The sequence below is a fragment of the Pectobacterium sp. HCp5_1 genome, from assembly GCF_032905925.1.
Lineage (GTDB): Bacteria > Pseudomonadota > Gammaproteobacteria > Enterobacterales > Enterobacteriaceae > Pectobacterium > Pectobacterium brasiliense_A.
The window spans coordinates 75,619-100,573 of record NZ_JAUMIO010000017.1 but is presented as its reverse complement, the minus strand read 5'-3'; the positions used below and the strand labels follow the sequence as shown (position 1 = coordinate 100,573).

Sequence of the window (24,955 nt, the reverse complement as noted above, 5' to 3'; positions counted from 1 at the left end):
TCAGTGCTTATGAGATGTTGCCGGATAAAAAGCACATAACTGGCAAGCTTTACACGCAGCGGATTGAACGTGAAAATCTGAATCTTCGCAACCGGTTAAAACGACTGAATCGTAAAACTATCGAGTACTCAAAATCAGTGGAAATGCATGACAAGATAATCGGCACATTCATCGAACGTGAACATTATCTGCAATGACCTGATCTACATATTGAATACGTGACCGACAAAGGCGTGACCTGTCCCCTTAGTTTCTGTCCAGATAAATACACCGTTCTCTAATGGGTTATTTTCTTTTTGGCATTCTTGGCTCTGATTAATCCATTCCCCTTTTGAGGGCGTGAGATAAATCGGGTCATCCCTGAAGTAATTTATTGGGTCAGGCTTAATATTTTCCCGTGGGTTACGCCACAGCCCTAACCCGCGGCCGTACTGCATAAATTTATCGTGTTCCACTAAACCAACTCCATTTGGTTTCATCGTCACTGAACTGTGATAGCACAAGGCGGGATCGCTCCCGCCTCATTTATCTCATTCCACATATGACATTCAGTTCCATTTGCTGATCACAACTATCTAACCTTCTTGAAAATGATCAGAATCAGAGTCATACACACAGGAAAACCAATTAAAGCAACCTCAAGGACATTATCTGTGGCCTTATAAATATTTTCTATAACGGCCTCATGATAATCGATAGTAACCACCTTACCCAGTGGCATGTCCCCTTTATTATCTAACGGAAAAATAGCAAGAAAGAGCCACAGATAATATACAAAGGTTACTAATGCTATTCCTCCCCAGCGCATAACCGTCTTACATTCACTTGTTAACATCATGCATCCCTTCTAATAATCCCCCGACAGTACCACCAGAATAAGGCGACACCTTGCCAACACCAGAAGCTATCTCAGCGGCAGCTCGAAAAGCTTTCATTCTTATTGTTGATTCATCTAGAGGGTTAAACCCATTAATATTGGGGTACTGTTTTCTAAACTCACTCGTCATATCAACAACAAGCATCGATGACTCAGCGTTTTTTCTTTCTAAATACCGCTGTAGCGATACCGGCACGGCAAAATCTTCTTCGTAATCAATTCGCATCTGAGAGTGAGTGGTATATCCTCCCTCAAATATCTGTGATCCCGCTATCTTCACGCCTTTTGTTGTATGGGTTGTACAGTTAACCCCTGTCACATCATATTGATCAATTGTGTGGCCATCTCGTTTGGTATCATCCCCCATGTCTGGCGTCTCTTTAGCTTTGCTTCCTGAATGCCACAGCCTTTCAAAGTACATTCTTGCAATCGTAGGATCTGCATCTGTAATGATGAATGCCTTCGCCTCCATCTTGTACAGCTCTTCTCGGTAATATGTTCTGGCATCTTCAAACCGCAAAAAGTTTAAGATGCCATCACCGACAGTCCCGCCAGCACCAGACCGTCTACCGAATCGACCATAAGTGAAAACAGAAGCACTATTACCCTCATGAACAGAGACAAAGGCGTGACCTGTCGCCTTAGTTTCTGTCCAGATAAACACACCGTTCTCTAATGGGTTATTTTCTTTCTTGCACTCTTGGATTTGATTAACCCATTCTCCTTTTGAGGGTGTGAGATAAATCGGGTCATCTCTGAAGTAATTTATTGGGTCAGGCTTAATATTTTCCCGTGGGTTACGCCACAGCCCTAACCCGCGGCCATACTGCATAAATTTATCGTGTTCCACTAAACCAACTCCATTTGGTTTCATCGTCACTGAATTGTGATAGCACAAGGCGGGATCGCTCCCGCCTTGTCTCTGTTTACCTTATTCAGCGCGATTTATTTACCGCTTTTTATTCACAGCCTTTTATTCACAGTATTGGCGCAGCGAGTCCTGTTTTTCCGGCAACAGGCGATACAAATAAACCGGTCGGCCGGTTGAGCCGTACAGGATATTGGTGGTCAGGATGCCAGTATCAGACAGATAGATCAGATACTTACGGCAGGAGACGCGGGAGATACCAATCGCATTCGCTAGCATCTCGGTAGAGAACTCGATGCCCTGATTACCTTCAATCCACTCGCAGACGGTACGCAGCGTCAGGCTGGTCAGTCCTTTCGGCAATTTCTTACGTTCGCTAACCGTGCTACTGCTGGTACGACGAATCAGGTTATCAATATCCGACTGCCCAACAAAATCGCGGTGTTTGAACAAGTTCGCCTCTTCGCGATAGGCGGTCAGCGCCTGTTCGAAACGCGAGAACTGGAAAGGCTTAATCAGATAGTCCACCACACCGTAATGCAGCGCTTTCTTGATGGTGTACACATCGCTGGCAGACGAGATGATGATGACGTCCGTCTTTTCGCTGAATTCACGGATAGTCGGCAGCAGGTCCAGTCCATTATCCTGCTGCATATAAATATCCAGCAATACCAAATCGATTTCCGAGTCAGGTTGCATCAGCAGGTTGCGCGCCTGCTGCAATGTGGGGACGGTCGCATAGCAGCTAAATCCAGAAACCTGGTTCAGATAAGATTTGTTAAGCTCTGCAACCATGGCATCGTCATCAACAATCAGTACATTAATCATGGTCAAACAGCCTTGCTTGATAAGGAATAGTAACGAAAAACTGGGTGTACACCTCAGGTTCTGATTCAAACTCGATAGTGCCGCCAATCTTCTCCAGACTCTGCTTGGTCAGGTACAGGCCGATACCGCGCCCGCTACCTTTGGTAGAGAATCCCTGTTCATAAATGCGCGCCTGACTCTCCGGCGAAATGCCGGGGCCGTCATCCCCCACGGTACAGTGAAGGCGGCCATTCTGATGATGGAAACTCACGCTGATTTCGCAGTTTTCCTGCCGATCAATCGCGTCCATCGCATTCTCGATCAGATTACCCAATACGGTAATCAATTCATTGGTGGCATCGACATCATCGGTATCTGGCAGCAGACTCTCCTCGCTGATGGAGAGCGTAATGCCAAGATCGCGCGCGCGGTTGATTTTACCCAACAGGAAGCCGGCAATCACTGGCGATTTCACTTTACGAATAATCGAACCAATTTCCGCCTGATAATTATTGGCGGTCTTCAGGATATAATCTTCCAACTGCGAGTAATATTTTAAGTGCAGCATCCCCAGGATAACGTGCAGCTTGTTCATAAACTCGTGCGACTGCGCACGCAGCGCATCCGCATAGTAGGACATCCCACTCAACCGTTGCAGCAGCTGGCTGATCTCCGTTTTATCACGGAATGTCGCAATCGCGCCGATAATGTCGCCCTTCACAAAAACCGGAACGGTGTTAGTCAGCAGCAGGTGGCCGTTAAAGTTAATCTCTTCATCACGCCGCGGCGTACCGCTCTCCAGCACTTGTTTCAGGTGCAGATGTTCAAGCCACTGGTCGCTGACGCGTTCAGCAGGCTTCGGAGCCGGCGTTTCACTGCCCTGCAGCTTATTCTGCCGGAAAAGCCGTCGCGCCTCATCATTGATGACCGTAATCCGGCCATGCTGATCGACCGCGATAACGCCTTCTTTGATGTGTTTGAGCATCGCGTTACGCTGTTCAAACAGGTTTGAGATCTCAAACGGCTCGAATCCCAGCATAATGCGCTTGAGCACCTTCACCAAAATCAGCGTGCCCAGCCAGCCGACCAGCGCCCCCGCCAATAGCGTCCAGGGAATCATCCAGCGGTTATCGCTGATCACCTTCTGCACGCTGGTTAAGGCAATCCCCAACGCGACAACGCCAACCTGCTTATGGTTGCTGTCGAAAACCGGTGTAAAGACCCGCAGCGCGGGATCGAGCGTTCCCCGGTTGATGGCGGTATTTTCCATACCCAACAGCGCCGGGTAGATATCCCGACCAGCAAAATGCTCACCGATTCTTTCCGGTTCAGGGTGGCTATGGCGCACCGTGTCCATATCTGTGACCGTGACAAAGAGCAGTTGATTGCGCAGTCGGATCGTCTCCGCAGCCGCCTGCACTTCCTCAGGCCGACCAATCCCTTTAAGTTCATCAATCACCACGGGAGAGGCGGCAAATGTGCGAGCAATGGCAAAGGCTTTTTCTCGCAGATGATCTTCTGAAAGCTGATTAATGCGAAAAAACAGCAAGGAATAGACCACCAGCAACACCGCACCAAGCACAACCGACACCATCAGAAACACCGATGTTCCCAGCTTTAGCGGTGCCTTTTTCTTGCCCATGTCACTCTCCGAAACCACCATCATCACACCGTTATCTTATACTGTTTCGTCGCGTTTCGCGTGCCGTGATGCATACGCCCCGTCACAAGGACAGGGCGTAGGCTTGAAGAAAGGAAATCAGGCTTAACGTTGCGGTACATTTTTTGTGTCAGGAATGTTTCGCATCTGGAAAGCCAGCAGTACCCGCGTTTACCAGAAACCGAGCATTTTCCACCACATTCCGCCAACACCCAGCCAGATAGGGATGATGACCAGACTGACCAGGAAACCGATCTTCCACCAGGTTCCCAGCGGCACGTAGCCAGTGCCGAACAAAATCGGTGCCGGACCACTGGAGTAGTGGGTCGTGGACATAAACAGGTTACTGAAGATACCGAATACCAGTACGGTCAGCATCGGCGGCGCACCGGCTGCCAGCGCGATAGAGACAAAAATCGCATACATGGCGCTGATGTGGGCAATCGCGCTCGCCATCAGGTAGTGGCTGTAGTAGTACACCAGCAGCAGCAGACCCAGCATCGGCAACCAGTGCATCCCACTCACCGCATTACCGGCCAATCCACCCAGCCAGGCAATCAGACCCATCTTGTTGAGCTGGCCAGCCAGCGTCATCAGTACGGCAAACCACACCACGGTGTGCCAGGCTTCTTTCTCGCTGACGACATCGTCCCAGGTCAGCGCACGGCTGAGCAACAGCACGCTCAGGCCCGCCAGCGCGGTCAGGGTTGCATCGATATTCAGCGTAGAACCCAGTACCCAGAAGGTCACCAGACCCAGGAACACACCCAGCACCACCCATTCGTCGCGGGTCATTTTGCCCATTTCACGCAGTCTTTCGACGGCGATTGCACGCATTTCTGAGGTTTTCTTCAGTTCAGGCGGATAGAAACGGTAGATCAGGTAAGGAATCAGCGCCAAAGACAGGAATCCCGGCAGCAGTGTCGCCAACGCCCAATCCGTCCAACTGATGTGAATACCAAACTGAGAAGCCAGCTTCGCCACCATCGGGTTACCCGCCATGGAGGTCATGAACATCGCGGAAGTCACGGCGTTACACTGGAAAATGGACTGCACCAGAAACGCACCAATACGACGCTGCGTGCCTTTTTCCGGCGTGGAGTCATAGGCTTCGGCAATTGACCGGAACAGCGGAGTGATGATCCCGCCGCAGCGTGCAGACGTGGAAGGCATGGCCGGAGCGAACATCAGGTCGGTAAACACCAGACCATACGCCAGACCGAGTGAGCTATTCCCCAGCTTGCTGATGAACAGCAGACCAATGCGTCGGCCAAAGCCAGTTTTGATAAAGCCGCGAGAGATAAAGAAGGCGCAGGCGATCATCCAAATGGTGGGATCGCTGAAGCCCGTCAGCACATCTTTAATGGGTAATAGCCCTAATATGGCGACCGAGGTCAGGCTGAACATCGCCATCGCGCCAAGCGGGTAAGGAGAAAGAATCAGACCGACAACGGTGGCAATGAAAATCGCCATCAGATGCCAGGCATCGGGTTTAACCCCGTCAGGAACCGGCAATAACCATAAGCCACCGGCAATACAAAGGATAACTAGAAGCTTTATCAACCTGCTGTTATTCGCAGACATAAGAACACCACTCTTCATTAAAACGGATTCTGTATTTCCCGTCATACTTCGAGCCGCATATACGTTGGCTTCCCTTACTCACCCCAGTCACTTACTGATGTAAGCTCCTGGGGATTCGTGCGGTTGCCGCCTTCCTGCGACTCGAATTATTTAGGGCATATCCCCGTCATTTTTGAGCTGCGAGCGTAGTGCACTCAAATTATTCAGGAGATATTCACGACGGATGTCCCGTGCGGAGGAGTGGGTATTTCGTTATTCTTCCTTCGTCACCCTGCTGAAAACAACGCAACAGGAATCATCTGCGGAAAAAAAAAGACGAGAAAACAAGGGTTCAGGGTGCTTCTCTCGTCTTATCAAATCAAGTGATTAATGAAGAGATAGTATTATAATGCGCCTATAAAATAGCGTAACTTTAGTTACTAAAGTGGTTCATTAATTTATTTAAGAAACCATCGTGGTTTTAATTTCCTGATAAAAAACCCTTAAAATTCAATAATAATTGACATTTAAAGAACATAAAATTAACGAAGTTAACGACAACGCAATGATAAAAAAACCTTATATCTAACAGTGGTAATATAATTCTTTTCCAGACAGTAAGTTATCCATTCCTTATTTATTCACTCAGGTATTCCTCTATTAAAAAATAAAGAAATAAATCGCCATTATTCGGCGAGAAAATATTATTTTTTATCCAGCTGATAACATTTAGAGGGTAAGAAAAAGTACGGCTAACAGCTGCGGCGACATAATGCGCAGAAACATCGCCAGCGGATAAACCGTCGCATAAGACAGCGCCGCCGCACCGCTGGTCGGGTGTAGCCCATTGGCAAACGCCAGCGCAGGCGGATCGGTCATGGAGCCCGCCAACATGCCGCACAGCGTCAGGTAGTTCATCTTACCCAACGTCCGCGCCAGTACGCCGACAAGCAGCAGCGGCACAATCGTAATCAACGCGCCATAGCCAATCCACCACACCCCATCGCCGTTCAATAACGTATCGACGAAGTCGCCGCCAGATTTCAGCCCTACGACCGATAAGAACAGCACAATGCCGAGTTCGCGCAGCGCCAGGTTTGCACTGGGCGGCATAAACCAGTGAAGTTTACCGATCCCGCCGATGCGCCCTAGCACCAGCGCCACCACCAGCGGACCGCCTGCCAGCCCGAGCCGTAGCGCGACGGGAAAGCCGGGAATCATTAGCGGTACCGAGCCCAGCAGTACACCCAGCCCAATACCGATAAAGACGGGCAGCATCTGCACCTGCTGGAGTTTTTGCTGCGCGTTTCCCACGATATCCGCGACGGCATCGATCGCCGCTTTTCGCCCGACCAGATTCAGAATATCGCCAAATTGCAGGCTGGCCTGATTGCTGGCAACCAGCTCGACGCCCGCACGGTTCAGGCGCGAAATCACAACATCGTAGTTTTGCTTCAGATTGAGTTCGCGAATCTTGCGTCCCAGCACCTTCTCATTCGTCACCACCACGCGCTCAACGTGCAGATCCGTGCCACGCGTTGAGAGCGATGCCTCCACTTCATTACCGATGACCAGACGCGCCTGCTCCAGATCGTTTTTCGCCCCAACCAGATGCAGATAATCGCCCAGTTGGATAAGCGTCTGCGGCGACGGCACCATCAGTTCATCACCGCGTTTCAGGCGGGAGCAGACGATGGTGTCGCGGTTCAGAATCGGCACAGCCTGAATTGCCAGCCCTTGCAGATTGCTATTCGTCACCGACACATTCATCGTGTGCAGTTGCTCGTGATGCAGACCGTTGCTGACTTCAAACTGCTTAGCCTCGTTCTCCACCGCGACACGGAACAGAACGCGCATCAGCCACATCACCAGCAAAATGCCGCAGATCCCCAGCGGATAGGCCATTGCGTAGCCCGTCCCCATCTGGTTCACCAATGCGGAACTCGACCCGAGATCGGTCAGAATCTGCTGACCCGCACCCAGCGACGGCGTGTTGGTCACCGCACCGGAGAAAATACCGAGGATAATCGGCAAAGGAATATTAAGCAGTTTGTGCAGCAGGACGGTCACCACGCAGCCGAGGAACACCGTCAGCAAAGCAAACGCATTGAGGCGCAGGCCAGATACCCGCAGAGAGGAAAAGAAACCCGGCCCGACCTGAATGCCAATGGTATAGACAAACAAGATCAGTCCGAACTCCTGAATGACGTGCAACATGTCATCATTCAGTTGAATCTGGTACTGATGGGCAACATGCCCGACGATGATCCCACCGAACAGGACCCCGCCAATCCCTAAACCGACGCCATAAATCCGCCAGTTGCCGATCCATAACCCCAGAACCGCGACCAGCGCCAGCATACTCACGGTAAGTGCGATATCACTCATACCCGTATCCTTTGCGGACGTTTTTATTGGGAAATACCACTGCTGCAAATTGTGATTCTGGCAGAATGCCGGGGAGGGAAACGTGGCGGGCAACACAAAACCGCGCCCGTAATGATACGAGCGCGGGAAATCATCAAACAAATAATGCGGATATCGCGTTATGAGGCATCTTCAGCAGGCTGCTGGTTCAATGCCGGACGGTCACTATTGATGGCGATACGCTGAGGCTGCAAGGCTTCCGGCACGTCACGTACCAGATCGATATGCAGCAGGCCATTTTCAAAGTGAGCCTCGGACACATGCAGATGCTCGGCCAGCGTAAAGCTCAGCGTGAAAGGCTTAAACACCAGCCCCTGATGCAGATATTCCACGGCTTTCTGGGACGGTGCCGGGCTGCCTTTCACGGTCAGGCGCGGGCCTTCTACTTCAATGTCCAGATCGCTCTGCCGGAACCCTGCCAGCGCGAGCGTGATGCGATAGTGGTTGTCGTCTTTCTTCTCGATATTATACGGAGGAAAATCAATCGGTTCCTGACCGCCCTGCATTGAGCTGGCTAATTTGTCAAAACCGATCCACTGACGCAGTAAAGGTGATAAATCGTAGTTACGCATAATATGACTCCTTCTAAGAAGCGAGATTAATGGTGCCCATACGGGCATACCCTATGCCAGCCACAGTTCTACAGCTGGCGTCGTCCCCATTCGGCAGACGAAGCATTCATTCACCGCACTGCCGTTTCAGGCAATGCGCGATTCGTGCAAATAACGTGATGTTGGTTTACTTGATTTCAATCCGACGCGGCTTCATCGCTTCCGGCACGATACGTTCAAGATCGACGTACAGCAGCCCGTTTTCCAGATTGGCACCTTTTACCTGAATATGTTCGGCCAGCTGGAATTTACGCTCGAAGTTGCGCTCGGCAATCCCCTGATACAGGTAGTTACGAGCCACCTGTTCACCGGCGTGGGCACCTTTTACAATCAATACGTTGTCGTGCGCGGTGATGTCCAGTTCCTGCTCCGCGAAGCCAGCTACGGCAATCGCAATGCGGTATTGGTTCTCGTCAACCAGTTCGACGTTGTAGGGAGGGTAGCCGCCGTTACTCTGGGTCTGCCCGGTTTCTAAGAGATTAAACAGGCGATCAAAACCAATAGCGGAACGGTACAGTGGGGAAAAATCGGGGTTACGCATAAAACAGCCTCCTAAACATGCAGCGAGGATTTATTTTTTACCTTCCCTAGGGACAGGCTCACAGCCGGGACAGATACCCTGACGGCGTATCGTTTTCTTCCGGCTTATTATCAATATGGTGACCCCCCTCAGACTTTCAAGAGGCAAAAAGGAAAAATCGCTGGGTTTCATGCAATATTCACTCACACTGCGAGCGTTATCACATACACTCAAGATAGGCAGGCTCTGGAACCCACTCTGGCAGCAGGTTCTTAATGGACAGATAATATGACCTTACTGAAAAGTGCGTTGTTCTCTTTCATCATCACCGGCAGCGGCGCTGTGGCAACCAGCGGTTGCTCCAGCGTGATGACGCATACCGGAGGCGATCAGGGATACTATTCCGGCACGCGCGCCGGTGTGGATATGCTGCGCGACGACGACACCAGTTGGGCGATGATGCCGCTGGTCGCTATCGACCTGCCGTTCTCGGCAGTAGCCGACACCCTACTGCTGCCCTACGACTACTATCGTGCAGGCAGCGATAAGAACAAACTGTCGACGCGCGAACGCATTTCACACAGCGAAGAGCAAAACCAGACCGCCAGCTCACAGCTCGCCACCATGCCTCATAATCAGCTTTGATAGCCCTGCATTCACCTTGAATCAGCGCGTGCAGGTTATGCCGTCGCCACAACAAAAAGCTGATTAAAGCCGTCAATTTCTCGCATATACGCAACGTGTTTCCCATCAGGGGAAAAGACCACGGCATCTGCACTCGGTGCGCTGTCTGTCCGCGCCGTTAACCGAACAAGCTCACCGCTTTTCGCCTCACACAGCATGATGCTGTTGTCAGACACAAACGCCAGAGAACGTCCATCCGGGTGCCAGTTAAAGGCCGACTGTACGCCGTGTTCCGTGCACGTTACCTGTCTTGGCTCACCGCCGTTCGGGGAAAGCGTCCACAGCTGCACCACGCCTGCCTCATCCCGCATCAGGAAAGCAATCTCACTGCCGTCGGGCGAGGCTCGCAGCCAGTGGCGCGGCTGGTTCACCAGACCAGGATAACGACGCGAGTGCGTAAACGTTAAACGCCGCTGCTGCACCCCCGCTGGCGGCGCAGGCATTGAGATTGCCGTCCCAGTCAGTGGCGCATCGCCCGCTTTGGCGTACTCTTCCAGCGCATCCGGCAAGTCGACGATAAAAATCTCAGGCACCGTTGCCCCGTCCGCCGCACGCGTATCACCGATAAACGCCAGCGCCCAGCGCTGCCGCGAACCATCCTGTCTGATATAGCCCGCCGCTCCTACCCAACCTTCTTCATAGGCGCGATTGATCTCATCGCTGCCGGGCTGCGGCTGCGGCGTCGTTCTGCTAACCAACACACAATAGTGGCTACCGTCATATTCACGCGGATGATGTTTTTCAACGGTGACGGCCTGTAGCGGCACGGCTACGCCCACATTGCGCAAGTTCAATGCCGGATCGCGCTCATGCAGCACATGGTCGTTATAGGTAAAGCTCAGGCGGCTGGCATCCGGGCTGAAGACATGGACATGCGTACCGCCGCGCAGCGCACCGGCCTGATAAGGCGGCGTAATGGAGAAAGCATCGAGCGTGATGGCCTCATCGCGCTGGCGATCCGCCACTATCGTTCCACGCCGATGGTGAAAATCATACTGCCACTCGCCATCTGGGTTTTCTGGCCCGTGGATAAAGACATAGCGCAGCGGTTCCTGCGGGCTACAGGTCACCACGCCCACGTGCGCCCCCGCCGTCGCCCGATAAATCACCTCGGTTTCCCGGCTTTTCAGGTGTATGCGCTCAATGGTCAGCCCTGTGAATGAAGATCCATAGGGTCTTATGTCATAAACCAGCCAATTCCCATCACATGACCAGCAATTAATATTGGTAAGTTGATGACTAGCAGCATTAAACGTTAGTTGAACCTCAACAGACAAGACATCACCCCACTTATTCAATATCAGTCAATTTTTTGTAAATAAATTTCAGTTTTATGTATAACTTATTGTTTTTAATTTAAAAAAAACAAACAACATCTATAAATGTCATTCAAAAAAATAGAAAGACTACCTCAATAACATCCGTTTTTTAATTTATTAGCATCGGCGTAACATTCTTCATATCGAAAGGGCAGCCCCCTTTCACCTATCAAATCAGAAAAGGATAAGACACCATGAAAAACGTAAAAACCATCGCCGCTGCTGTTGTTCTCGCTACCATGACTTTCGGTGCTTCTGCTGCTGAATACGTATCTCCTGCACAGGCCCAAAATCTGGAAAAAGCGGGCGTCGTTACCGCTACCGCTCAAGACCTCAGCTCACTACAGGCTCAGCTCGCGGCGAAAGCAGAAAAAGCAGGCGCTAAAGCTTATACCATCACGTCTGCGACCGGTAACGATCAGCTGCGTGGCTCTGCGGTAATCTTCAACTAATCGTTGTTTACCCTGAGTTTTTATCCCAGTTAGCCATCCTGTAAGCATCACGTATTACCCTCTTTCCGGCTTGCCTCCTCATCAGGGCAAGCCGGTTTTTTTATTTATGCGAAAGGGGTTCGTGGGAAAGCAAGAAGGGCGGTGAATGTGGTGTGGCAGAGTGCCACACCGACGTGGATAGACTTACAACGTTGAACCTTGAAAACCATTCTCGGCCGCTGTCGCCGCAAACCATTCTCCGCTTTTCTTCACCGTGCGTTTTTGCGTCGCCAAATCCAGCTGCACAAAGCCATAGCGATTTTTGTAGGCATTCGACCACGACCAGTTATCGATAAACGTCCACATATGGTAGCCGAGACAGTTGCTGCCTTCCGCGATGCCTTTGTGTACATACTTCAGGTGTTCGCGGACAAAATCGATGCGGTAATCATCCTGAATCTGGCCGTTGGCGTCGAAACGCTGTTCGTTCTCAACGCCCATACCGTTTTCCGAAATGAAGCAGCGCGGATTGCCGTAATTCACTCGCAGGTTGGTCAGAATGTCATAGATGCCCGGTTCGTAAATTTCCCAGCCGCGATAGGGATTCATTTTTCGCCCTGGCATTTCATAGCTGGAGAAGAACCACTCAGGCATAAACGGACTATCAGGGTTAACCAGACTGTCGCGGCACTGAATACGGCGCGGCTGGTAATAGTTAATCCCCAGCAGATCGACAATCCCATCGGCCAGCAGCGCACGATCGTCAGGCTGGCAATGCGGCAGTTGGCCGTATCGATGCAGCAGATCGACCAGTTCCTGCGGGTATTCGCCCCTCAATGCGGGATCGAGGAAGCTGCGGTTAAACATCAGATCGGCGATGTTGGCGGCTTTAACATCGGCCGGATGCTGGGAACGCGGGTAGGAAGGCGTCAGATTGAGGATAATGCCAATTTCCCCGCCCTGAGACTGCTCGCGATATGCCCTCACCGCCAGCGAATGCGCCAGCATCGTGTGGTATGCCACCGTCGCAGCACGCTTGAAATCCACCACGTTCGGGTAGTGGAAATCATACAGATACCCGCCTTCCACTGGCACCACCGGCTCATTAAACGTAAACCAGTGTTTTACCCTGTCGCCAAACAGGCGGAAGCAGGTCGCCGCATAGCCCGCATAGGCCACGACCACCGCCCGATTTTCCCAGCCGCCCAGCCGCTGCATCACCATCGGCATATCAAAATGGAACAGGTTGATAAACGGCGTGATGCCCTGCGCCAGCATTTCGTCAATGACCTGATTATAAAACGCGACTGCCTGCGGATTCGGTTCACCGACGCCATCGGGAATCAGCCGCGCCCACGAGATCGACGTTCGGAACGTGTTGTGATTCAGCGTCTTCAGCAGCGCGATATCTTCACGCCAGTGCTGATAAAACGTGGAAGTCTCTGCCGGCCCAACCTGCTGGTGAAAACGACCGGGCTGCGTGGCAAACCATTCGTCCCACACGGTGGCGCTTTTACCATAGTTGAGGCTTTCGCCTTCCGTTTGCGGTGCCGAACTGGCGCTACCCCACCAAAAATTCGCGGGAAAGCGAAAATCGTTCTGAAGATGATCGTGCATACGTTCCTCTCTGCTTCACTCGTGTTTATGCGCTGGCGCTGGCTTCGCCCGTGGCCTGCTGTTGTTTCTCCTGCTCCTGTTTAAGCAGCGTGCGCTCATAGACTTTCAGGAACGGGTAATACATCGCGGCCGACATCACCATGCAGAGCAGACACATGATCACCGGGCTGAACGCCCAGTTCGCCGCCCATGATGCCCCAATCGGCGCAGGCGTCGTCCACGGCGTCAGGGAAACGACCTGCGCTATCCAGCCGAGCTTCGTCGCCGTATAGGCAATGACGGCATTAACCATCGGCACGAAAATAAACGGCAGGAACAGCAGCGGATTCATGATGATCGGCGCACCAAATAGAATCGGTTCGTTGATGTTGAAGAAGCTCGGCACCACACCCATGCGCCCAATCGTACGCAGATGAACGGCTCGGCTACGCAGTAACAAAAAGGCCAGCGGCAACGTGGAACCGACCCCACCGATCAGCAGATAGTGATCCCAGAATCCCTGCAAATAAATATGCGGCAGCGGCGCACCGGCCGAAAGCGCAGCCTGATTCAGCGCCAGGTTGGTCATCCAGAACGGGTTCATAATCCCGGTGACGATCAGCGCGCCGTGAATCCCGGCAAACCACAGAATCTGGCAAATAAATACCGAAATCAGAATCGCAGGCAGCGAATCCGACGCCGAAATCAGCGGTGCCAGCAGGTGCATGATGGCTTCCGGGATAATCATGCCGGTCGCAGACTGGATGAATAGGTTAAACGGATGCAGCGTCGCGACGATGACCAGCACGGGAATAAGAATTTCAAACGAACGCGCCACGCCGGTCGGCACCTCTTTCGGCAGGCGAATCGTAATGTTGCGTTTCTTCAGCCAGGCATACACTTCACCCGCATAAATCGCGGTCAGAATCGCGGTAAAGATCCCTTCCCCAGAGAAGTACTGGGTGGAAATTTGCTTATCCTGATAAGGCGCAGCCACCAGCAAGAATGCCATCAGCGCCAGCAGACCAGTCATGATCGGATCCAGCTTGTAGTGCTTGCCAAGGCTGGCCCCAATCCCCACCGAGATAAAGAAGGTCATGACCCCCATACTGAGGTAGTACGGCAGCATCAGTTGTTCACGGTAGGCAACGGAGAAATCGAGCCACGCGCGGGCAAATCCCAGCGTAGTATCCGGCGCAAACGGCGGAAAGATGAACACCAGCATAAATGAACCGATGATCATAAAAGGTAGCGCGGCGATAAACCCATCACGAATCGCGATGATGTGGCGCTGTTGTCCCACCACACCCGCCAGCGGGGTAATTTTTTGCTCGATGATATTAACCATCGACTGATAGAGGCCACTCATAGCGGTTGTCCTGATTTTTCGATCAGTGAAAAAGCAAAATCCAGCACGTTGTCACCGCGCTGCATACCGTAATCCATCATGTCTATCGCTGCCACGGGCACGCCTTTTCCCTCGGCTTTCTCCTGAAAGGACGCCAGCATATATTTCACCTGTGGCCCCAGCAGCACAACGTCATATTTCCCGACCTGCTCATCAAATTCATGAGCGGCGTAGGCGGCAATCTCGACGTCCAGACTACGTGCGCTGGCCGCCTCCTTCATCTTTCTCATCAAAAGGCTGGTAGACATCCCAGCGGAACAACAAAGCATGATCCTTTTCATTTTCAATACCCCGTCGTACGTACGTTACGAATAAAAAAACGTCATCAATAAAAGCATCGTGAATAAACACGTCCATTGGAAACACCATCATGGAAACACAACGGAAACCGTTTTCCATGAAAAAAAACAATATATGAGAATAGGTTCACGAAATGATAGACATTGCGGGAAACAATGTGAGGCAGGTCATGGAAAACGTGTTTCAGACGTGAAGGACGGGTAAAACTCACTATTGCCGCGCTTATTACGCTAAGTGTGCTGATTTCAGGCATTTTCTACTTTTGACTATAAAAACGACAAATTGAGATTTAAAAAGCCCGTCCTCCCCCTGCTATGTTTATCACCTGATGTTGCATTTTCTCGCTGTATTTTAATTTTTAGTTATAAGGGAGGGGTCATAAGCATGTCATTGATGATGAAAAAATCGGTCACGGAAGGACGTGGAGAAAACGCGCTATTGTGGAGCAACCTGACAGCGCGGCTACGCCGGCTCCCCGCTATTCTGGCCGCCAGCGCCCTGCTGCTCGTATCCGCCGCCGATGCACAGGACAACGTGCCAACGCAGCTGCGCGTCGGCTATCAGAAAGGTTCGGTCAGTCTGGTGCTGGCAAAATCACACCAGTTGCTGGAAAAACAGTTCCCCAACACCAAAATCAGTTGGGTTGAATTCCCCGCCGGCCCGCAGATGCTGGAAGCGCTCAATGTGGGCAGCATCGATCTGGGTGGCACCGGTGATATCCCCCCTATTTTTGCGCAGGCCGCTGGTGCTGACCTGCTGTATGTCGGCGTGGAACCGCCGAAGCCCCAGGCCGAAGTGATTCTGGTGCGGGAAGACAGCCCGGTGAAGACCGTTGCTGACTTAAAAGGCCGCAAAGTCGCCTTCCAGAAAGGCTCCAGCGCGCACAATACGCTGTTGCGAGCACTGCAACGCGACGGGCTGAAATTCACCGATATCAAACTGACCTACCTGACCCCGGCTGACGCCCGCGCGGCCTTCCAGCAAGGCAACGTCGATGCCTGGGCAATCTGGGATCCCTACTATTCCGCCGCGCTGCTGGAAGGCGGCGTTCGCGTGCTGATCGACAGCAGCGGGCTGGAGAAAACCGGTTCCTTCTATCTGGCTGGCCGCCCTTACGCCGAGGCGCACGGCACCTTTATTCGTCAGGTACTGGACGTGCTAACCAAAGCGGATGCCTTAACAATCAGCGACCGGGCGCAAAGCGTCACGCTGCTGGCAAACGCGGTAGGGCTGCCGGAAAAAGTGATTGAAACGGCGCTCGACCACCGTCCACCGACTACCGTCGAACCGCTGGATGCCGCCACGATCAAGGCCCAGCAATCCACGGCCGACCTGTTTTATGAAAATCGTCTGGTGCCGGTGAAGGTCAATATCGCAGAGCGCGTCTGGCGTCCTCAGGCGAACTAATTTGCCTGTCACACCCCCTTTTGTTTACCCCAAACAAGACTGTTCAAGGAGTTCACACCATGAGTCTTAACGTATTCTGGTTTCTGCCCACCCACGGAGACGGTCGCTATCTTGGTAGCACCGAGGGCGCACGTCATGTTGACCACAGCTATCTGCAACAGGTGGCGCAAGCCGCCGAGCGGCAAGGATTTGGCGGTGTGCTGCTGCCGACAGGCCGCTCCTGCGAGGATTCCTGGCTGGTTGCGGCATCACTCATTCCGGTGACGCAGCGGCTGAAGTTTCTCGTTGCCCTGCGTCCCGGCGTGATTTCCCCCACCATCGCCGCACGTCAGGCCGCCACGCTGGACAGGCTGTCTAACGGACGCGCGCTGTTCAATCTGGTGACCGGCGGTGACCCGGAAGAATTAGCCGCCGAAGGGCTGTTCCTCAGCCACGAAGAGCGCTACGAAGCCTCGGCGGAATTCACCCACATCTGGCGCAGGCTGCTGGAAGGTGAAACCGTCGATTTCGCAGGGAAACACATTCAGGTTAAAGACGCCAAACTGCTTTACCCGCCCGTGCAGCAGCCGCGTCCGCCACTCTACTTTGGTGGCTCTTCCGAGGCGGCACAGAATCTGGCGGCAGAACAGGTCGATCTCTACCTGACGTGGGGCGAACCGCCTGAGCAGGTTAAAGAAAAGCTGGCGGAAGTCCGCGCCAAAGCGGCGGCGCAGGGGCGTGAGGTTCGCTTCGGTATTCGCCTGCACGTCATCGTGCGGGAAACCACCGAGGAAGCCTGGCAGGCCGCCGATCGGCTGATTTCCCATCTGGATGAAAAAACCATCGCCGATGCGCAGGCGGCGCTGGCGCGTTTCGATTCCGTCGGTCAGCAGCGCATGGCCGCCCTGCACGGTGGCAAAAAAGACAAGCTGGAGATCAGCCCGAATCTGTGGGCGGGCATTGGTCTGGTACGCGGCGGCGCGGGCACGGCGCTGGTTGGCGATGGCCCGACGGTGGCCGAGCGCATTCAGGAATACGCCGATCTTGGCATTGATACCTTTATTCTGTCCGGCTATCCGCATCTGGAAGAGGCATATCGAGTGGGTGAATTGCTGTTCCCGCACCTCGATCTGGCGCAGCAACCTACGCCGCTGCATACGGTGAACACTGCGGGAGAGCTGATTGCTAACCGCTATGTGCCGCGTAAAGTCTCGCAAAGCTGAGGAATCGATCATGGCAAGAACGCTCTCTTCACTGGCACAGCGCTTTGCACCTTTCCTGCTCCCCGTAACACTGCTGGTTGCGTGGCAGGTATCCGTCGAGTTCGGTTGGCTATCCAACCGGATTCTGCCTGCGCCCAGTTCGGTGATTACCGCAGGCTGGTCGCTCATCTCTAGCGGCGAACTGTGGCAGCATCTGGCGATCAGCGGCTGGCGCGCTCTGATCGGGTTTGCTATCGGCGGCAGCATCGGATTGGTGCTTGGCTTTATCACCGGGCTGTCACGCTGGGGCGAGCGTCTGCTGGACAGTTCCGTGCAGATGATCCGCAACGTTCCCCATCTGGCGCTGATCCCGCTAGTCATTCTATGGTTCGGCATTGATGAAGCGGCCAAGATCTTTCTGGTGGCGCTGGGCACGCTGTTCCCGGTTTATCTCAACACTTATCACGGCATTAAAAACATCGATCGCGGCCTGCTGGAAATGGCGCGCAGCTACGGGCTGTCCGGCCTGAGCCTGTTTTCTCAGGTGGTGCTGCCCGGCGCGCTGCCGTCCATCATGGTCGGCATTCGTTTTGCGCTGGGCTTTATGTGGCTGACGCTGATCGTCGCGGAAACTATCTCTGCCAACTCCGGCATCGGCTACCTCGCCATGAACGCCCGTGAGTTCCTGCAAACGGACGTGGTGGTGGTCGCCATCATTCTTTACGCGCTGCTCGGCAAGCTGGCCGATATCAGCGCTCAGGGGCTGGAGCGCATTTGGCTGCGCTGGAATCCGGCTTATCAAACTTCATCGGGGGACGCATCATGACCGCTTTTACCGATTCTGCAACGCACGCGCATTCACCGTCGCCGCTCACCAAGGGGACGCCGCTGGCGCTGGATGCTATCACCAAGCACTACGGCCACCGCACCGTACTGAATGATGTGCAACTGCGCATTCCGTCCGGGCAATTTGTTGCCATCGTCGGTCGCAGCGGCTGCGGTAAAAGCACCCTGCTGCGCCTGCTCGCGGGTTTGGAAGCGGCCAGCAGCGGCGAACTGCTAACCGGCACCGCGCCGCTCAGCAGCGCGAAAGACGACACACGACTGATGTTTCAGGAAGCACGGCTGCTACCGTGGAAAAAGGTGATCGATAATGTCGGGCTGGGACTGCGCGGCAATTGGCGTGAAAAAGCGCAGGAGGCGCTGGCCTCCGTCGGGCTGGCAGATCGCGCGAATGACTGGCCAGCGGCGCTGTCCGGTGGTCAGAAACAGCGCGTCGCGCTGGCACGCGCGCTCATTCACCATCCACGTTTGCTGCTGTTGGATGAACCGCTGGGGGCGCTGGATGCCTTGACCCGCATCGAGATGCAAAGCCTGATCGAGAATCTGTGGCTCCAACACGGGTTCACCGTACTGCTGGTGACGCACGATGTCTCCGAAGCTATTGCGCTGGCCGACCGGGTTATTCTGATCGAAGAAGGTCGCGTAGGACTGGACATCATGGTTGATTTGCCACGACCACGACGTCGTGGATCGGCAAAACTGGCGGAACTGGAAGCCCGCGTGCTGGAACGTGTGCTGGCACCCACCTCACCGCCGTTGCCTCAGCAGGCGGCAATATAGCCTTCATTCTGGCGATCGAGACTGCGCATCGTATCGCCAGATTTAACATCAAAAATATTGACAGATATTCTCAAAACACTCCGTTTTCCCTTCTGCCCGCATCGGCGTAATATCCTCTTCATCGAAAGGAAATGACCTTTCACTCCAAACAAGATTGAATAGGATACATCACATGAAAAACGTAAAACTCTTCGCCGCTGCTGCCGTACTGTCTGCCCTTTCTTTCGGTACTTTCGCTGCCGATCAGGTGTCTTCACAACAGGCGCAGAGCCTGGAAAAAGTGGGTGTCGTTAGTGCTACCGCCCGTAGCCTGGATTCACTGCAAGCACAGCTGGCTCAGAAAGCAGAAAAAGCGGGTGCCAGCGCCTTCACTATCACGTCTGCAACAGGTGACAACCAACTGCGCGGCGTCGCCGTTATCTACAAATAATGGCTGCTGATAAACAGTCAAAAAATTAAACGGACTTTCCTCAACCAAGAGGAAAGTCCGTTTTTTTATGGTTTTTCCAGAACCTATCGCACGCGAGTAACGAGCGTTAGCCTACACGCTTCACTTCACCCACCAGTAAGATGTAAGACAGTGCGCCGACCAGCGCCACGCCTGCAATATAGGTCAGTGCCGGAGCAAAACCGTAATCCTGTGCCAGATAGCCGATAATCAATGGCACTGTGATACCGCCCAGACCGCCGACAAAGTTGAATACCCCGCCAGTCAGGCCAATCAGACGAATAGGAGCCAGCGACGACACCAGCGACCAGGTGATGGAGGCAAAGCCATTACCAAAGAACGCCACAGCCATCAGGGTCATAATCCATACCGGATCGTTCGTGTAGTTCGCTCCCATGATGCAGGTTGAAATCAAGAGGCCACAGATAATCGGCGTTTTACGCGCCAGACCGATCGATTTTCCGCTACGCACCAGACGGTCCGCTACAAATCCAGACAGCAGCACACCAACGAACGCCGCTAGGAAAGGTACCGTCGTCATAAAACCAGCGGTCAGTGCGCTAATGTGTTTTTCTTGCGTCAGATAGTTTGGGAACCACGTCAGGAAGAACCACAGCGTAGAGGTCACAGCAAACTGCCCGATATATACGCCGACCAGCTTGCGGTTAAACACCAGTTTCCAGTCGGCTGCCGTTAATGGCGTACGTGCTTTTTTCTCAGTCGGGGCATCACCATCAACGATACCACCGCCTTCGGCAATGTAATCCAGCTCAGCCTGATTGATCCCTTTGCTTTTCTTCGGTGGCTGATAAACAAAGTGCCAGATAATTGCCCAGACAATGCCGACGCCGCCGGTGACAATGAACACCCAGTGCCAGCTCAGGATTTCCTGCAACCAGATAAGCAATGGCGTGAGGAATGCCAGACCAACAAACTGCCCTGACGTATAGAATCCAACGGCAGAAGCACGTTCTTGCTCAGGGAACCAGCTGGTCACCATGCGGTTATTCGTCGGAAACGCAGGCGCTTCAAACAGCCCAGTCACCGCACGCAAACCAATCAACGACGCCAGACCCGTGGCGAAACCTTGCAGCAACGTGGCAATCGACCACCCCATGATGGCGATAAAATAGGTGACCTTTGAACCGACGCGGTCAAGGAACCAGCCGCCGGGTATTTGGCATAACGTATAGGTCCAGGCAAACGCGGAAAAGATATAGCCCATTTGTGTTTTTGTAATGCCGAACTCTTCCTGAATATGTGCCGACGCCACAGCCAGGTTGGCGCGATCCACATAGCAGATGACGACCGTAATAAAAATCATCAGCAAGGTGAAATAACGCCGTTTTGTAGGACGGGTAGTTAATGTCATATCCATCTTATGTTCCTGTTATTTATTAAACGGGCTGCGATATTTATCGCCCGCTATTTTTGAACGTTCAACAACACCAGCAGTTGGTATACTTTATTTTTTCTAATGAAATAAATAATCGCGCACAGTCAATACATTCCTTTATTGATAATGGCGTTTTATTTTTAAAATCCCGGTGGTGGCGTACTCATGATAAATGGAAGATTAATTTCCCCGACGCTAATAAAATAAAACAGTAATCCCTCACGAAATAATGTATTTCGTGATAATCCATGATTGCTCTATTCCGTCGTGCCGGGGAAATGCGTTATGTATTACTGGTTATTCAACACCTAACCTATTGTTTTCGTTATACCCTAAAATAATTCGAGTTCAGGCAAGCCAACACGAATGACGGGTATTACCACTCGGCGACAGCACCATCAGGATAACGCCACACCGGGTTACGCCAGTCTGGCGCATTTTTACTACGTTCAATAACCAGCTCTTCATTAATTTCTACACCGAGGCCAGGCTTATTCAGCGGATAGAAATGGCCGTCGGTCATAGCAAAGTCTTCTTTATTGATAACATAATCCAACAGCTCGGCACCTTTATTATAATGGATGCCCATACTTTGCTCCTGCAATACGGCATTACGTGCCACAAAGTCGAGGTGCAAACAGGAAGCCAGTGCAATTGGGCCTAATGGACAGTGCGGTGCCAGCGCGACATCATAGGCTTCCGCCATGGCGGCAATTTTAAAGCACTCGGTAATACCACCTGCGTGAGACAGGTCAGGCTGAATAATGGCCAGTCCGCCGTCTGCCAGCACGCGTTTGAAATCAAAGCGTGAGAACATCCGCTCGCCCGCCGCAATCGGCAGGTGGGTTTGCGCCGCCAGACGAGGATAGTATTCCGCCTGTTCAGCCAGCACGGGTTCTTCAATAAACAGCGGACGGTACGGCTCCAGCTCTTTGATCAGGATTTTCGCCATCGGTGCATCCACACGACCGTGGAAATCCAGACCGAACTCGATGCTGTTGCCAAAGGCTTCGCGGATTTCCGCGACCACGGCCACCGCCGCATCCACTTTGCGCGAATTATCAATGATGCCCATCTCTTCACAGCCGTTCAGCTTGAAGGTATCGAAGCCAATGTCGGTCAGCTTCTTGATGCCTGCGATCACTTCGGAAGGACGATCGCCGCCCACCCAGCTGTACGCTTTTATCTTATCGCGCACCAGCCCACCCAGTAACTGATAAACCGGTACACCCAGCGCCTTGCCTTTAATGTCCCACAATGCCTGATCGATACCCGCGATGGCGCTCATCAGAATCGGGCCGCCGCGGTAGAAGCCCGCGCGGTAAAGCACCTGCCAGATGTCGTTGATGCGCGCCGGGTCTTGCCCGATCAGATAGTCAGACAGCTCGTGAACGGCGGCTTCAACGGTGCGTGCACGGCCTTCGATAACCGGCTCGCCCCAGCCGACAATGCCTTCATCGGTTTCAATCTTCAGGAACATCCAGCGTGGCGGCAGCCGGTACGTGGTGATTTTGGTAATTTTCATTGAACAGCGTCCTTATAGGCGTTAACAAATGCATGTGCTTTTTGCGCGGTGACGTCAACCGACTGACCGGCTCGATACAGATCGCTGCCTAACCCGGCACCGATGCAGCCCGCACTAAGGTAATCCTTCAGGTTTTCGGGCGTGACGCCACCGACGGCAAAGACGGGAACGTCTTTTGGCAATACCGCTTTCAGCGCCTTGATGTAGTCAGGTCCAAACGCGGATGATGGGAAAATTTTCAGCGATTGCGCACCCGCATCCAGCGCAGTGAAGGCCTCCGTCGCAGTAGCACAGCCAGGGCACACCATCATGCCGTAGCCCACCGCCCGGCGAATCACCTCGGGGGAAATGTTAGGCGTAACGACTAACTTGCTGCCAATTTCCTGTAATTTATCGACATAGTCGGCTTTCAGTACTGTGCCTGCGCCAATCAGGGCGCGATCGCCAAAATGCTCTACCGCCAGTTGAATACTTTCATACGGATTCGGCGAATTCAGCGGGATCTCTACCGCATCGAATCCGGCATCCAGCAGCGCCGCGACGTGTTCCAGCACCTCGTCCGGCGTGATACCGCGCAGAATCGCAATCAAGGGAAGATTAGTATTCCAGCTCATTAACAATGCTCCTTATTCCTGCCTGAAAAGCCCGATCGCCATCCAGCTGCTGCCAGCGCAATCCAGCTTGTTGTAATGCTTTTTCGTAGCGCGCGGTCAGCGCAGGGGAGCCGATGAGTGTGATGCTGTCTCCGGCTGCCATCTGATAGTGGCGCTGCATTTGTGAGACTTCGTTGCCAATCAGTAGCCCGGATAACCAGTCGCTCACGGCACTTTTCTCCAGACGCCCCAGCACATGCGCCGCGCGGGTTTCAAACAGGCAGCGGATGATATTGTCGTCGGCAAAGCCCAGTTCCAGCCCTTGCTGGAAAGCGGCAGAGGACGGCTGCTGCTCAGTCAGCCCCACGCCAATGAGCGACTGTGTCATCAGCAGGTGATGCAGTTCACCGGTCATCACCGTGCGGAAATCCAGCACGTTGCTGTCATCGGTTCGCACCCATTTCGAGTGGGTTCCCGGCATTAAATAAAGAGAGGAAGGACATTCGCTATATGCGCCAATCAACTGGGTTTCTTCACCGCGAATCACATTGCAGTTATCGTCCTGCGCAATACTCAACCCCGGCACGATCCAGGCGGCCAGCGGCTGGGCTTCTTCCACACGCGTCAGGCGATGGGCGACATCCGTCAGGCGAGTCGGGCATGACAGATACGGCACGGAAAGCCAGCCTGCATTGCTGCCAATCATGCCCGCCATCACGACAGGCACGTTGTGCTGCTGCCACGGCGCAACGATCTGCTGAAAAACCTGCTGCGGTGTCTGACCGTTCAAACGCGTGACGCCCGCTTCAGACTTCACGCTGTCGATACAGACGCCGTCCAGATACAGCCACGCCCGCAGGTTGGTCGAACCCCAGTCAATGGCGATATAGCTTTCACTCATGTAATGTCCTTTAACCGTTTGGTCGAGCTGGCGATCATGGTCAACGCCGCCCGCTCTGCTGCTTCAATATCCTGATGCCGAATGGCATCGTAGAGATCCTGATGCTCACGCAATGTCCGTGGCATGTTGTCTTCGTCCGGCATATAGGTGCGCTCAAACACCGCACGCTGCAAGGAACTGATCGCGACGCTCAACTGCTGTAGTACCGGGTTATGCACCGCCGCCAATACCGCCTCATGGAAGCGAATATCCGCTTCATTAAATGCGTCACGATTCTGATGATTGGAAATCATGTCGTTCAGCGCCGCTTCAATCACTGCCAGCTCGCTTGAGGTCGCCCGTTCGGCGGCCCAGCGGGCAATCGTCGGCTCCACCAGATTACGTACTTCGCTCATCGCGCTGATCAGCCGTGGGTCGTAATCGCTTGCCAGAACCCATTGCAGAACGTCGGTATCCAGGTAATTCCACTGGTTACGCGCGGCCACAAACGCGCCGCGATACCGTTTCACTTCCACCAGCCTTTTCGCCATCAACGCTCTGAACACTTCACGAATGATGTTGCGCGAGGTCTGAAATTCTTCACACAGCTCAGCTTCTGCGGGTAACGGCGTACCCGGAGCGTATTTCCCGCCAACGATCTGTTGGCCAATATCCAGAATGATGCGGTCGGTTTTGCTTAATTCTTGCTTATTCATCATCACCTCAACGAGACAAAACGGATTGATATCACTGCACTTACTTTACCCGCCATGCCGCCTGACGTCGTCGAACTGTTGCACAATAACCGCATTCTTCCCTCTTTTCTTGGCT

The 24,955-nt window shown here is 53.1% G+C and carries 27 protein-coding genes; 8 read left to right on the top strand and 19 right to left on the bottom strand.

Annotated features, from left to right (window positions below; genetic code table 11):
- Positions 1-197 (top strand): IS1 family transposase (locus Q3A88_RS13365; protein ID WP_317178072.1); only part of this gene is annotated, 197 nt, incomplete at its 5' end.
- Positions 198-203: 6 nt separating this feature from the next.
- On the opposite strand, the gene Q3A88_RS13360 is transcribed toward Q3A88_RS13365, so the two are convergent.
- The 9 genes from Q3A88_RS13360 to ibpA form a co-directional block, all read right to left on the bottom strand.
- Complete coding sequence (locus Q3A88_RS13360) at positions 204-455, bottom strand: hypothetical protein (protein ID WP_317178071.1); 252 nt, start codon at positions 453-455, stop codon at positions 204-206.
- Between the two features lie 116 nt (positions 456-571).
- Positions 572-838: a hypothetical protein gene (locus Q3A88_RS13355; protein WP_317178070.1), complete on the bottom strand. Its 267-nt coding sequence runs from the start codon at positions 836-838 to the stop codon at positions 572-574.
- Complete coding sequence (locus tag Q3A88_RS13350) at positions 822-1,727, bottom strand: hypothetical protein (protein WP_317178069.1); 906 nt, start codon at positions 1,725-1,727, stop codon at positions 822-824. The genes Q3A88_RS13355 and Q3A88_RS13350 overlap by 17 nt, the downstream gene beginning before the upstream one ends.
- A gap of 123 nt (positions 1,728-1,850) precedes the next feature.
- Positions 1,851-2,573 (bottom strand): two-component system response regulator DcuR, encoded by a 723-nt coding sequence (gene dcuR / locus Q3A88_RS13345; protein WP_010281107.1) that lies wholly within the window; start codon positions 2,571-2,573, stop codon positions 1,851-1,853.
- Positions 2,566-4,194 carry a sensor histidine kinase gene (locus Q3A88_RS13340; RefSeq protein ID WP_317178068.1) on the bottom strand — a complete coding sequence of 543 codons (1,629 nt, stop codon included), beginning with the start codon at positions 4,192-4,194 and terminating at the stop codon, positions 2,566-2,568. Before Q3A88_RS13340 ends, dcuR begins: the two co-directional genes overlap by 8 nt.
- Positions 4,195-4,383: 189 nt before the next feature.
- The gene (locus Q3A88_RS13335; protein ID WP_014917093.1) at positions 4,384-5,796 is read right to left on the bottom strand and encodes an anion permease; all 1,413 of its coding nucleotides are present in this window, start codon (positions 5,794-5,796) and stop codon (positions 4,384-4,386) included.
- A gap of 708 nt (positions 5,797-6,504) precedes the next feature.
- Entirely contained in the window at positions 6,505-8,163 is a 1,659-nt protein-coding gene (locus Q3A88_RS13330) for a putative transporter (protein WP_014917095.1), read from the bottom strand.
- A 158-nt stretch (positions 8,164-8,321) separates the two neighbouring features.
- Positions 8,322-8,774 (bottom strand): small heat shock chaperone IbpB, encoded by a 453-nt coding sequence (gene ibpB, locus Q3A88_RS13325; protein ID WP_110164068.1) that lies wholly within the window; start codon positions 8,772-8,774, stop codon positions 8,322-8,324.
- Between the two features lie 166 nt (positions 8,775-8,940).
- On the bottom strand, positions 8,941-9,354 hold the full coding sequence (gene ibpA, locus Q3A88_RS13320; RefSeq protein ID WP_014917097.1) for a small heat shock chaperone IbpA: 414 nt from the start codon (positions 9,352-9,354) through the stop codon (positions 8,941-8,943).
- Positions 9,355-9,621: 267 nt separating this feature from the next.
- Between ibpA and Q3A88_RS13315 the strand changes: the two genes are divergently transcribed.
- Positions 9,622-9,978 carry a YceK/YidQ family lipoprotein gene (locus Q3A88_RS13315; protein WP_014917098.1) on the top strand — a complete coding sequence of 119 codons (357 nt, stop codon included), beginning with the start codon at positions 9,622-9,624 and terminating at the stop codon, positions 9,976-9,978.
- A gap of 35 nt (positions 9,979-10,013) precedes the next feature.
- Here Q3A88_RS13315 and Q3A88_RS13310 read toward each other — a convergent pair whose 3' ends face one another.
- Positions 10,014-11,294: a DUF3748 domain-containing protein gene (locus Q3A88_RS13310; protein WP_317178067.1), complete on the bottom strand. Its 1,281-nt coding sequence runs from the start codon at positions 11,292-11,294 to the stop codon at positions 10,014-10,016.
- Between the two features lie 236 nt (positions 11,295-11,530).
- Here Q3A88_RS13310 and bhsA (Q3A88_RS13305) point away from each other — a divergent pair, with 236 nt between their 5' ends.
- Positions 11,531-11,788, top strand: a complete 258-nt coding sequence (gene bhsA, locus Q3A88_RS13305) for a multiple stress resistance protein BhsA (protein WP_010281124.1) — start codon at positions 11,531-11,533, stop codon at positions 11,786-11,788.
- A gap of 183 nt (positions 11,789-11,971) precedes the next feature.
- On the opposite strand, the gene Q3A88_RS13300 is transcribed toward bhsA (Q3A88_RS13305), so the two are convergent.
- From Q3A88_RS13300 to Q3A88_RS13285, 4 genes are read right to left on the bottom strand one after another with little or no spacing between them, the layout of a single operon-like run.
- Positions 11,972-13,384 carry a glycoside hydrolase family 1 protein gene (locus Q3A88_RS13300; RefSeq protein WP_180774053.1) on the bottom strand — a complete coding sequence of 471 codons (1,413 nt, stop codon included), beginning with the start codon at positions 13,382-13,384 and terminating at the stop codon, positions 11,972-11,974.
- Between the two features lie 25 nt (positions 13,385-13,409).
- Positions 13,410-14,732, bottom strand: a complete 1,323-nt coding sequence (locus tag Q3A88_RS13295; protein WP_110164065.1) for a PTS sugar transporter subunit IIC — start codon at positions 14,730-14,732, stop codon at positions 13,410-13,412.
- The gene (locus tag Q3A88_RS13290) at positions 14,729-15,052 is read right to left on the bottom strand and encodes a PTS sugar transporter subunit IIB (RefSeq protein WP_039320155.1); all 324 of its coding nucleotides are present in this window, start codon (positions 15,050-15,052) and stop codon (positions 14,729-14,731) included. The genes Q3A88_RS13295 and Q3A88_RS13290 overlap by 4 nt, the downstream gene beginning before the upstream one ends.
- Positions 14,967-15,170 carry a hypothetical protein gene (locus Q3A88_RS13285; protein ID WP_039502470.1) on the bottom strand — a complete coding sequence of 68 codons (204 nt, stop codon included), beginning with the start codon at positions 15,168-15,170 and terminating at the stop codon, positions 14,967-14,969. The genes Q3A88_RS13290 and Q3A88_RS13285 overlap by 86 nt, the downstream gene beginning before the upstream one ends.
- A gap of 285 nt (positions 15,171-15,455) precedes the next feature.
- Between Q3A88_RS13285 and Q3A88_RS13280 the strand changes: the two genes are divergently transcribed.
- The 5 genes from Q3A88_RS13280 (at position 15,456) to bhsA (Q3A88_RS13260) (ending at position 19,712) form a co-directional block, all read left to right on the top strand.
- A complete protein-coding gene (locus tag Q3A88_RS13280) occupies positions 15,456-16,478 on the top strand; it encodes a sulfonate ABC transporter substrate-binding protein (protein WP_317178066.1) in 1,023 nt (340 codons plus the stop codon).
- Positions 16,479-16,537: 59 nt separating this feature from the next.
- On the top strand, positions 16,538-17,680 hold the full coding sequence (gene ssuD / locus Q3A88_RS13275; RefSeq protein ID WP_039281463.1) for an FMNH2-dependent alkanesulfonate monooxygenase: 1,143 nt from the start codon (positions 16,538-16,540) through the stop codon (positions 17,678-17,680).
- 10 nt (positions 17,681-17,690) lie between these two features.
- Positions 17,691-18,485 (top strand): aliphatic sulfonate ABC transporter permease SsuC, encoded by a 795-nt coding sequence (ssuC, locus tag Q3A88_RS13270; RefSeq protein ID WP_039502474.1) that lies wholly within the window; start codon positions 17,691-17,693, stop codon positions 18,483-18,485.
- Positions 18,482-19,282 carry an aliphatic sulfonates ABC transporter ATP-binding protein gene (gene ssuB, locus Q3A88_RS13265; protein ID WP_039465564.1) on the top strand — a complete coding sequence of 267 codons (801 nt, stop codon included), beginning with the start codon at positions 18,482-18,484 and terminating at the stop codon, positions 19,280-19,282. Before ssuC ends, ssuB begins: the two co-directional genes overlap by 4 nt.
- A 172-nt stretch (positions 19,283-19,454) precedes the next feature.
- Positions 19,455-19,712, top strand: a complete 258-nt coding sequence (gene bhsA / locus Q3A88_RS13260) for a multiple stress resistance protein BhsA (protein WP_010281146.1) — start codon at positions 19,455-19,457, stop codon at positions 19,710-19,712.
- Positions 19,713-19,818: 106 nt separating this feature from the next.
- Here bhsA (Q3A88_RS13260) and Q3A88_RS13255 read toward each other — a convergent pair whose 3' ends face one another.
- The 5 genes from Q3A88_RS13255 to dgoR all read right to left on the bottom strand — a co-directional run bounded on the left by Q3A88_RS13255 (position 19,819) and on the right by dgoR (position 24,840).
- The gene (locus Q3A88_RS13255) at positions 19,819-21,108 is read right to left on the bottom strand and encodes an MFS transporter (protein WP_205559168.1); all 1,290 of its coding nucleotides are present in this window, start codon (positions 21,106-21,108) and stop codon (positions 19,819-19,821) included.
- A 394-nt stretch (positions 21,109-21,502) separates the two neighbouring features.
- Entirely contained in the window at positions 21,503-22,651 is a 1,149-nt protein-coding gene (gene dgoD / locus Q3A88_RS13250; protein WP_010281150.1) for a galactonate dehydratase, read from the bottom strand.
- A complete protein-coding gene (locus Q3A88_RS13245) occupies positions 22,648-23,265 on the bottom strand; it encodes a 2-dehydro-3-deoxy-6-phosphogalactonate aldolase (RefSeq protein ID WP_010281152.1) in 618 nt (205 codons plus the stop codon). Before Q3A88_RS13245 ends, dgoD begins: the two co-directional genes overlap by 4 nt.
- Positions 23,249-24,145, bottom strand: a complete 897-nt coding sequence (locus tag Q3A88_RS13240; protein WP_110164061.1) for a 2-dehydro-3-deoxygalactonokinase — start codon at positions 24,143-24,145, stop codon at positions 23,249-23,251. Before Q3A88_RS13240 ends, Q3A88_RS13245 begins: the two co-directional genes overlap by 17 nt.
- Positions 24,142-24,840 (bottom strand): D-galactonate utilization transcriptional regulator DgoR, encoded by a 699-nt coding sequence (gene dgoR / locus Q3A88_RS13235; RefSeq protein ID WP_005976717.1) that lies wholly within the window; start codon positions 24,838-24,840, stop codon positions 24,142-24,144. The genes Q3A88_RS13240 and dgoR overlap by 4 nt, the downstream gene beginning before the upstream one ends.
- Positions 24,841-24,955: the final 115 nt, after the last annotated feature.

Excerpts from the sequence above, each read along its gene's own strand:
- dgoD (WP_010281150.1), bottom strand. The coding sequence starts at position 22,651 with ATGAAAATTACCAAAATCACCACGTACCGGCTGCCGCCACGCTGGATG.
- Q3A88_RS13295 (WP_110164065.1), bottom strand. The coding sequence starts at position 14,732 with ATGAGTGGCCTCTATCAGTCGATGGTTAATATCATCGAGCAAAAAATT.
- ssuD (WP_039281463.1), top strand. The coding sequence starts at position 16,538 with ATGAGTCTTAACGTATTCTGGTTTCTGCCCACCCACGGAGACGGTCGC.
- bhsA (WP_010281146.1), top strand. The coding sequence starts at position 19,455 with ATGAAAAACGTAAAACTCTTCGCCGCTGCTGCCGTACTGTCTGCCCTT.
- Q3A88_RS13245 (WP_010281152.1), bottom strand. The coding sequence starts at position 23,265 with ATGAGCTGGAATACTAATCTTCCCTTGATTGCGATTCTGCGCGGTATC.
- ssuB (WP_039465564.1), top strand. The coding sequence starts at position 18,482 with ATGACCGCTTTTACCGATTCTGCAACGCACGCGCATTCACCGTCGCCG.
- Q3A88_RS13285 (WP_039502470.1), bottom strand. The coding sequence starts at position 15,170 with ATGGAAAACGGTTTCCGTTGTGTTTCCATGATGGTGTTTCCAATGGAC.
- Q3A88_RS13290 (WP_039320155.1), bottom strand. The coding sequence starts at position 15,052 with ATGAAAAGGATCATGCTTTGTTGTTCCGCTGGGATGTCTACCAGCCTT.
- Q3A88_RS13240 (WP_110164061.1), bottom strand. The coding sequence starts at position 24,145 with ATGAGTGAAAGCTATATCGCCATTGACTGGGGTTCGACCAACCTGCGG.
- Q3A88_RS13280 (WP_317178066.1), top strand. The coding sequence starts at position 15,456 with ATGTCATTGATGATGAAAAAATCGGTCACGGAAGGACGTGGAGAAAAC.
- ibpA (WP_014917097.1), bottom strand. The coding sequence starts at position 9,354 with ATGCGTAACCCCGATTTTTCCCCACTGTACCGTTCCGCTATTGGTTTT.
- Q3A88_RS13315 (WP_014917098.1), top strand. The coding sequence starts at position 9,622 with ATGACCTTACTGAAAAGTGCGTTGTTCTCTTTCATCATCACCGGCAGC.
- Q3A88_RS13355 (WP_317178070.1), bottom strand. The coding sequence starts at position 838 with ATGATGTTAACAAGTGAATGTAAGACGGTTATGCGCTGGGGAGGAATA.
- ibpB (WP_110164068.1), bottom strand. The coding sequence starts at position 8,774 with ATGCGTAACTACGATTTATCACCTTTACTGCGTCAGTGGATCGGTTTT.
- Q3A88_RS13330 (WP_014917095.1), bottom strand. The coding sequence starts at position 8,163 with ATGAGTGATATCGCACTTACCGTGAGTATGCTGGCGCTGGTCGCGGTT.
- ssuC (WP_039502474.1), top strand. The coding sequence starts at position 17,691 with ATGGCAAGAACGCTCTCTTCACTGGCACAGCGCTTTGCACCTTTCCTG.
- Q3A88_RS13300 (WP_180774053.1), bottom strand. The coding sequence starts at position 13,384 with ATGCACGATCATCTTCAGAACGATTTTCGCTTTCCCGCGAATTTTTGG.
- Q3A88_RS13335 (WP_014917093.1), bottom strand. The coding sequence starts at position 5,796 with ATGTCTGCGAATAACAGCAGGTTGATAAAGCTTCTAGTTATCCTTTGT.
- Q3A88_RS13255 (WP_205559168.1), bottom strand. The coding sequence starts at position 21,108 with ATGGATATGACATTAACTACCCGTCCTACAAAACGGCGTTATTTCACC.
- dcuR (WP_010281107.1), bottom strand. The coding sequence starts at position 2,573 with ATGATTAATGTACTGATTGTTGATGACGATGCCATGGTTGCAGAGCTT.
- bhsA (WP_010281124.1), top strand. The coding sequence starts at position 11,531 with ATGAAAAACGTAAAAACCATCGCCGCTGCTGTTGTTCTCGCTACCATG.
- Q3A88_RS13340 (WP_317178068.1), bottom strand. The coding sequence starts at position 4,194 with ATGGGCAAGAAAAAGGCACCGCTAAAGCTGGGAACATCGGTGTTTCTG.
- dgoR (WP_005976717.1), bottom strand. The coding sequence starts at position 24,840 with ATGAATAAGCAAGAATTAAGCAAAACCGACCGCATCATTCTGGATATT.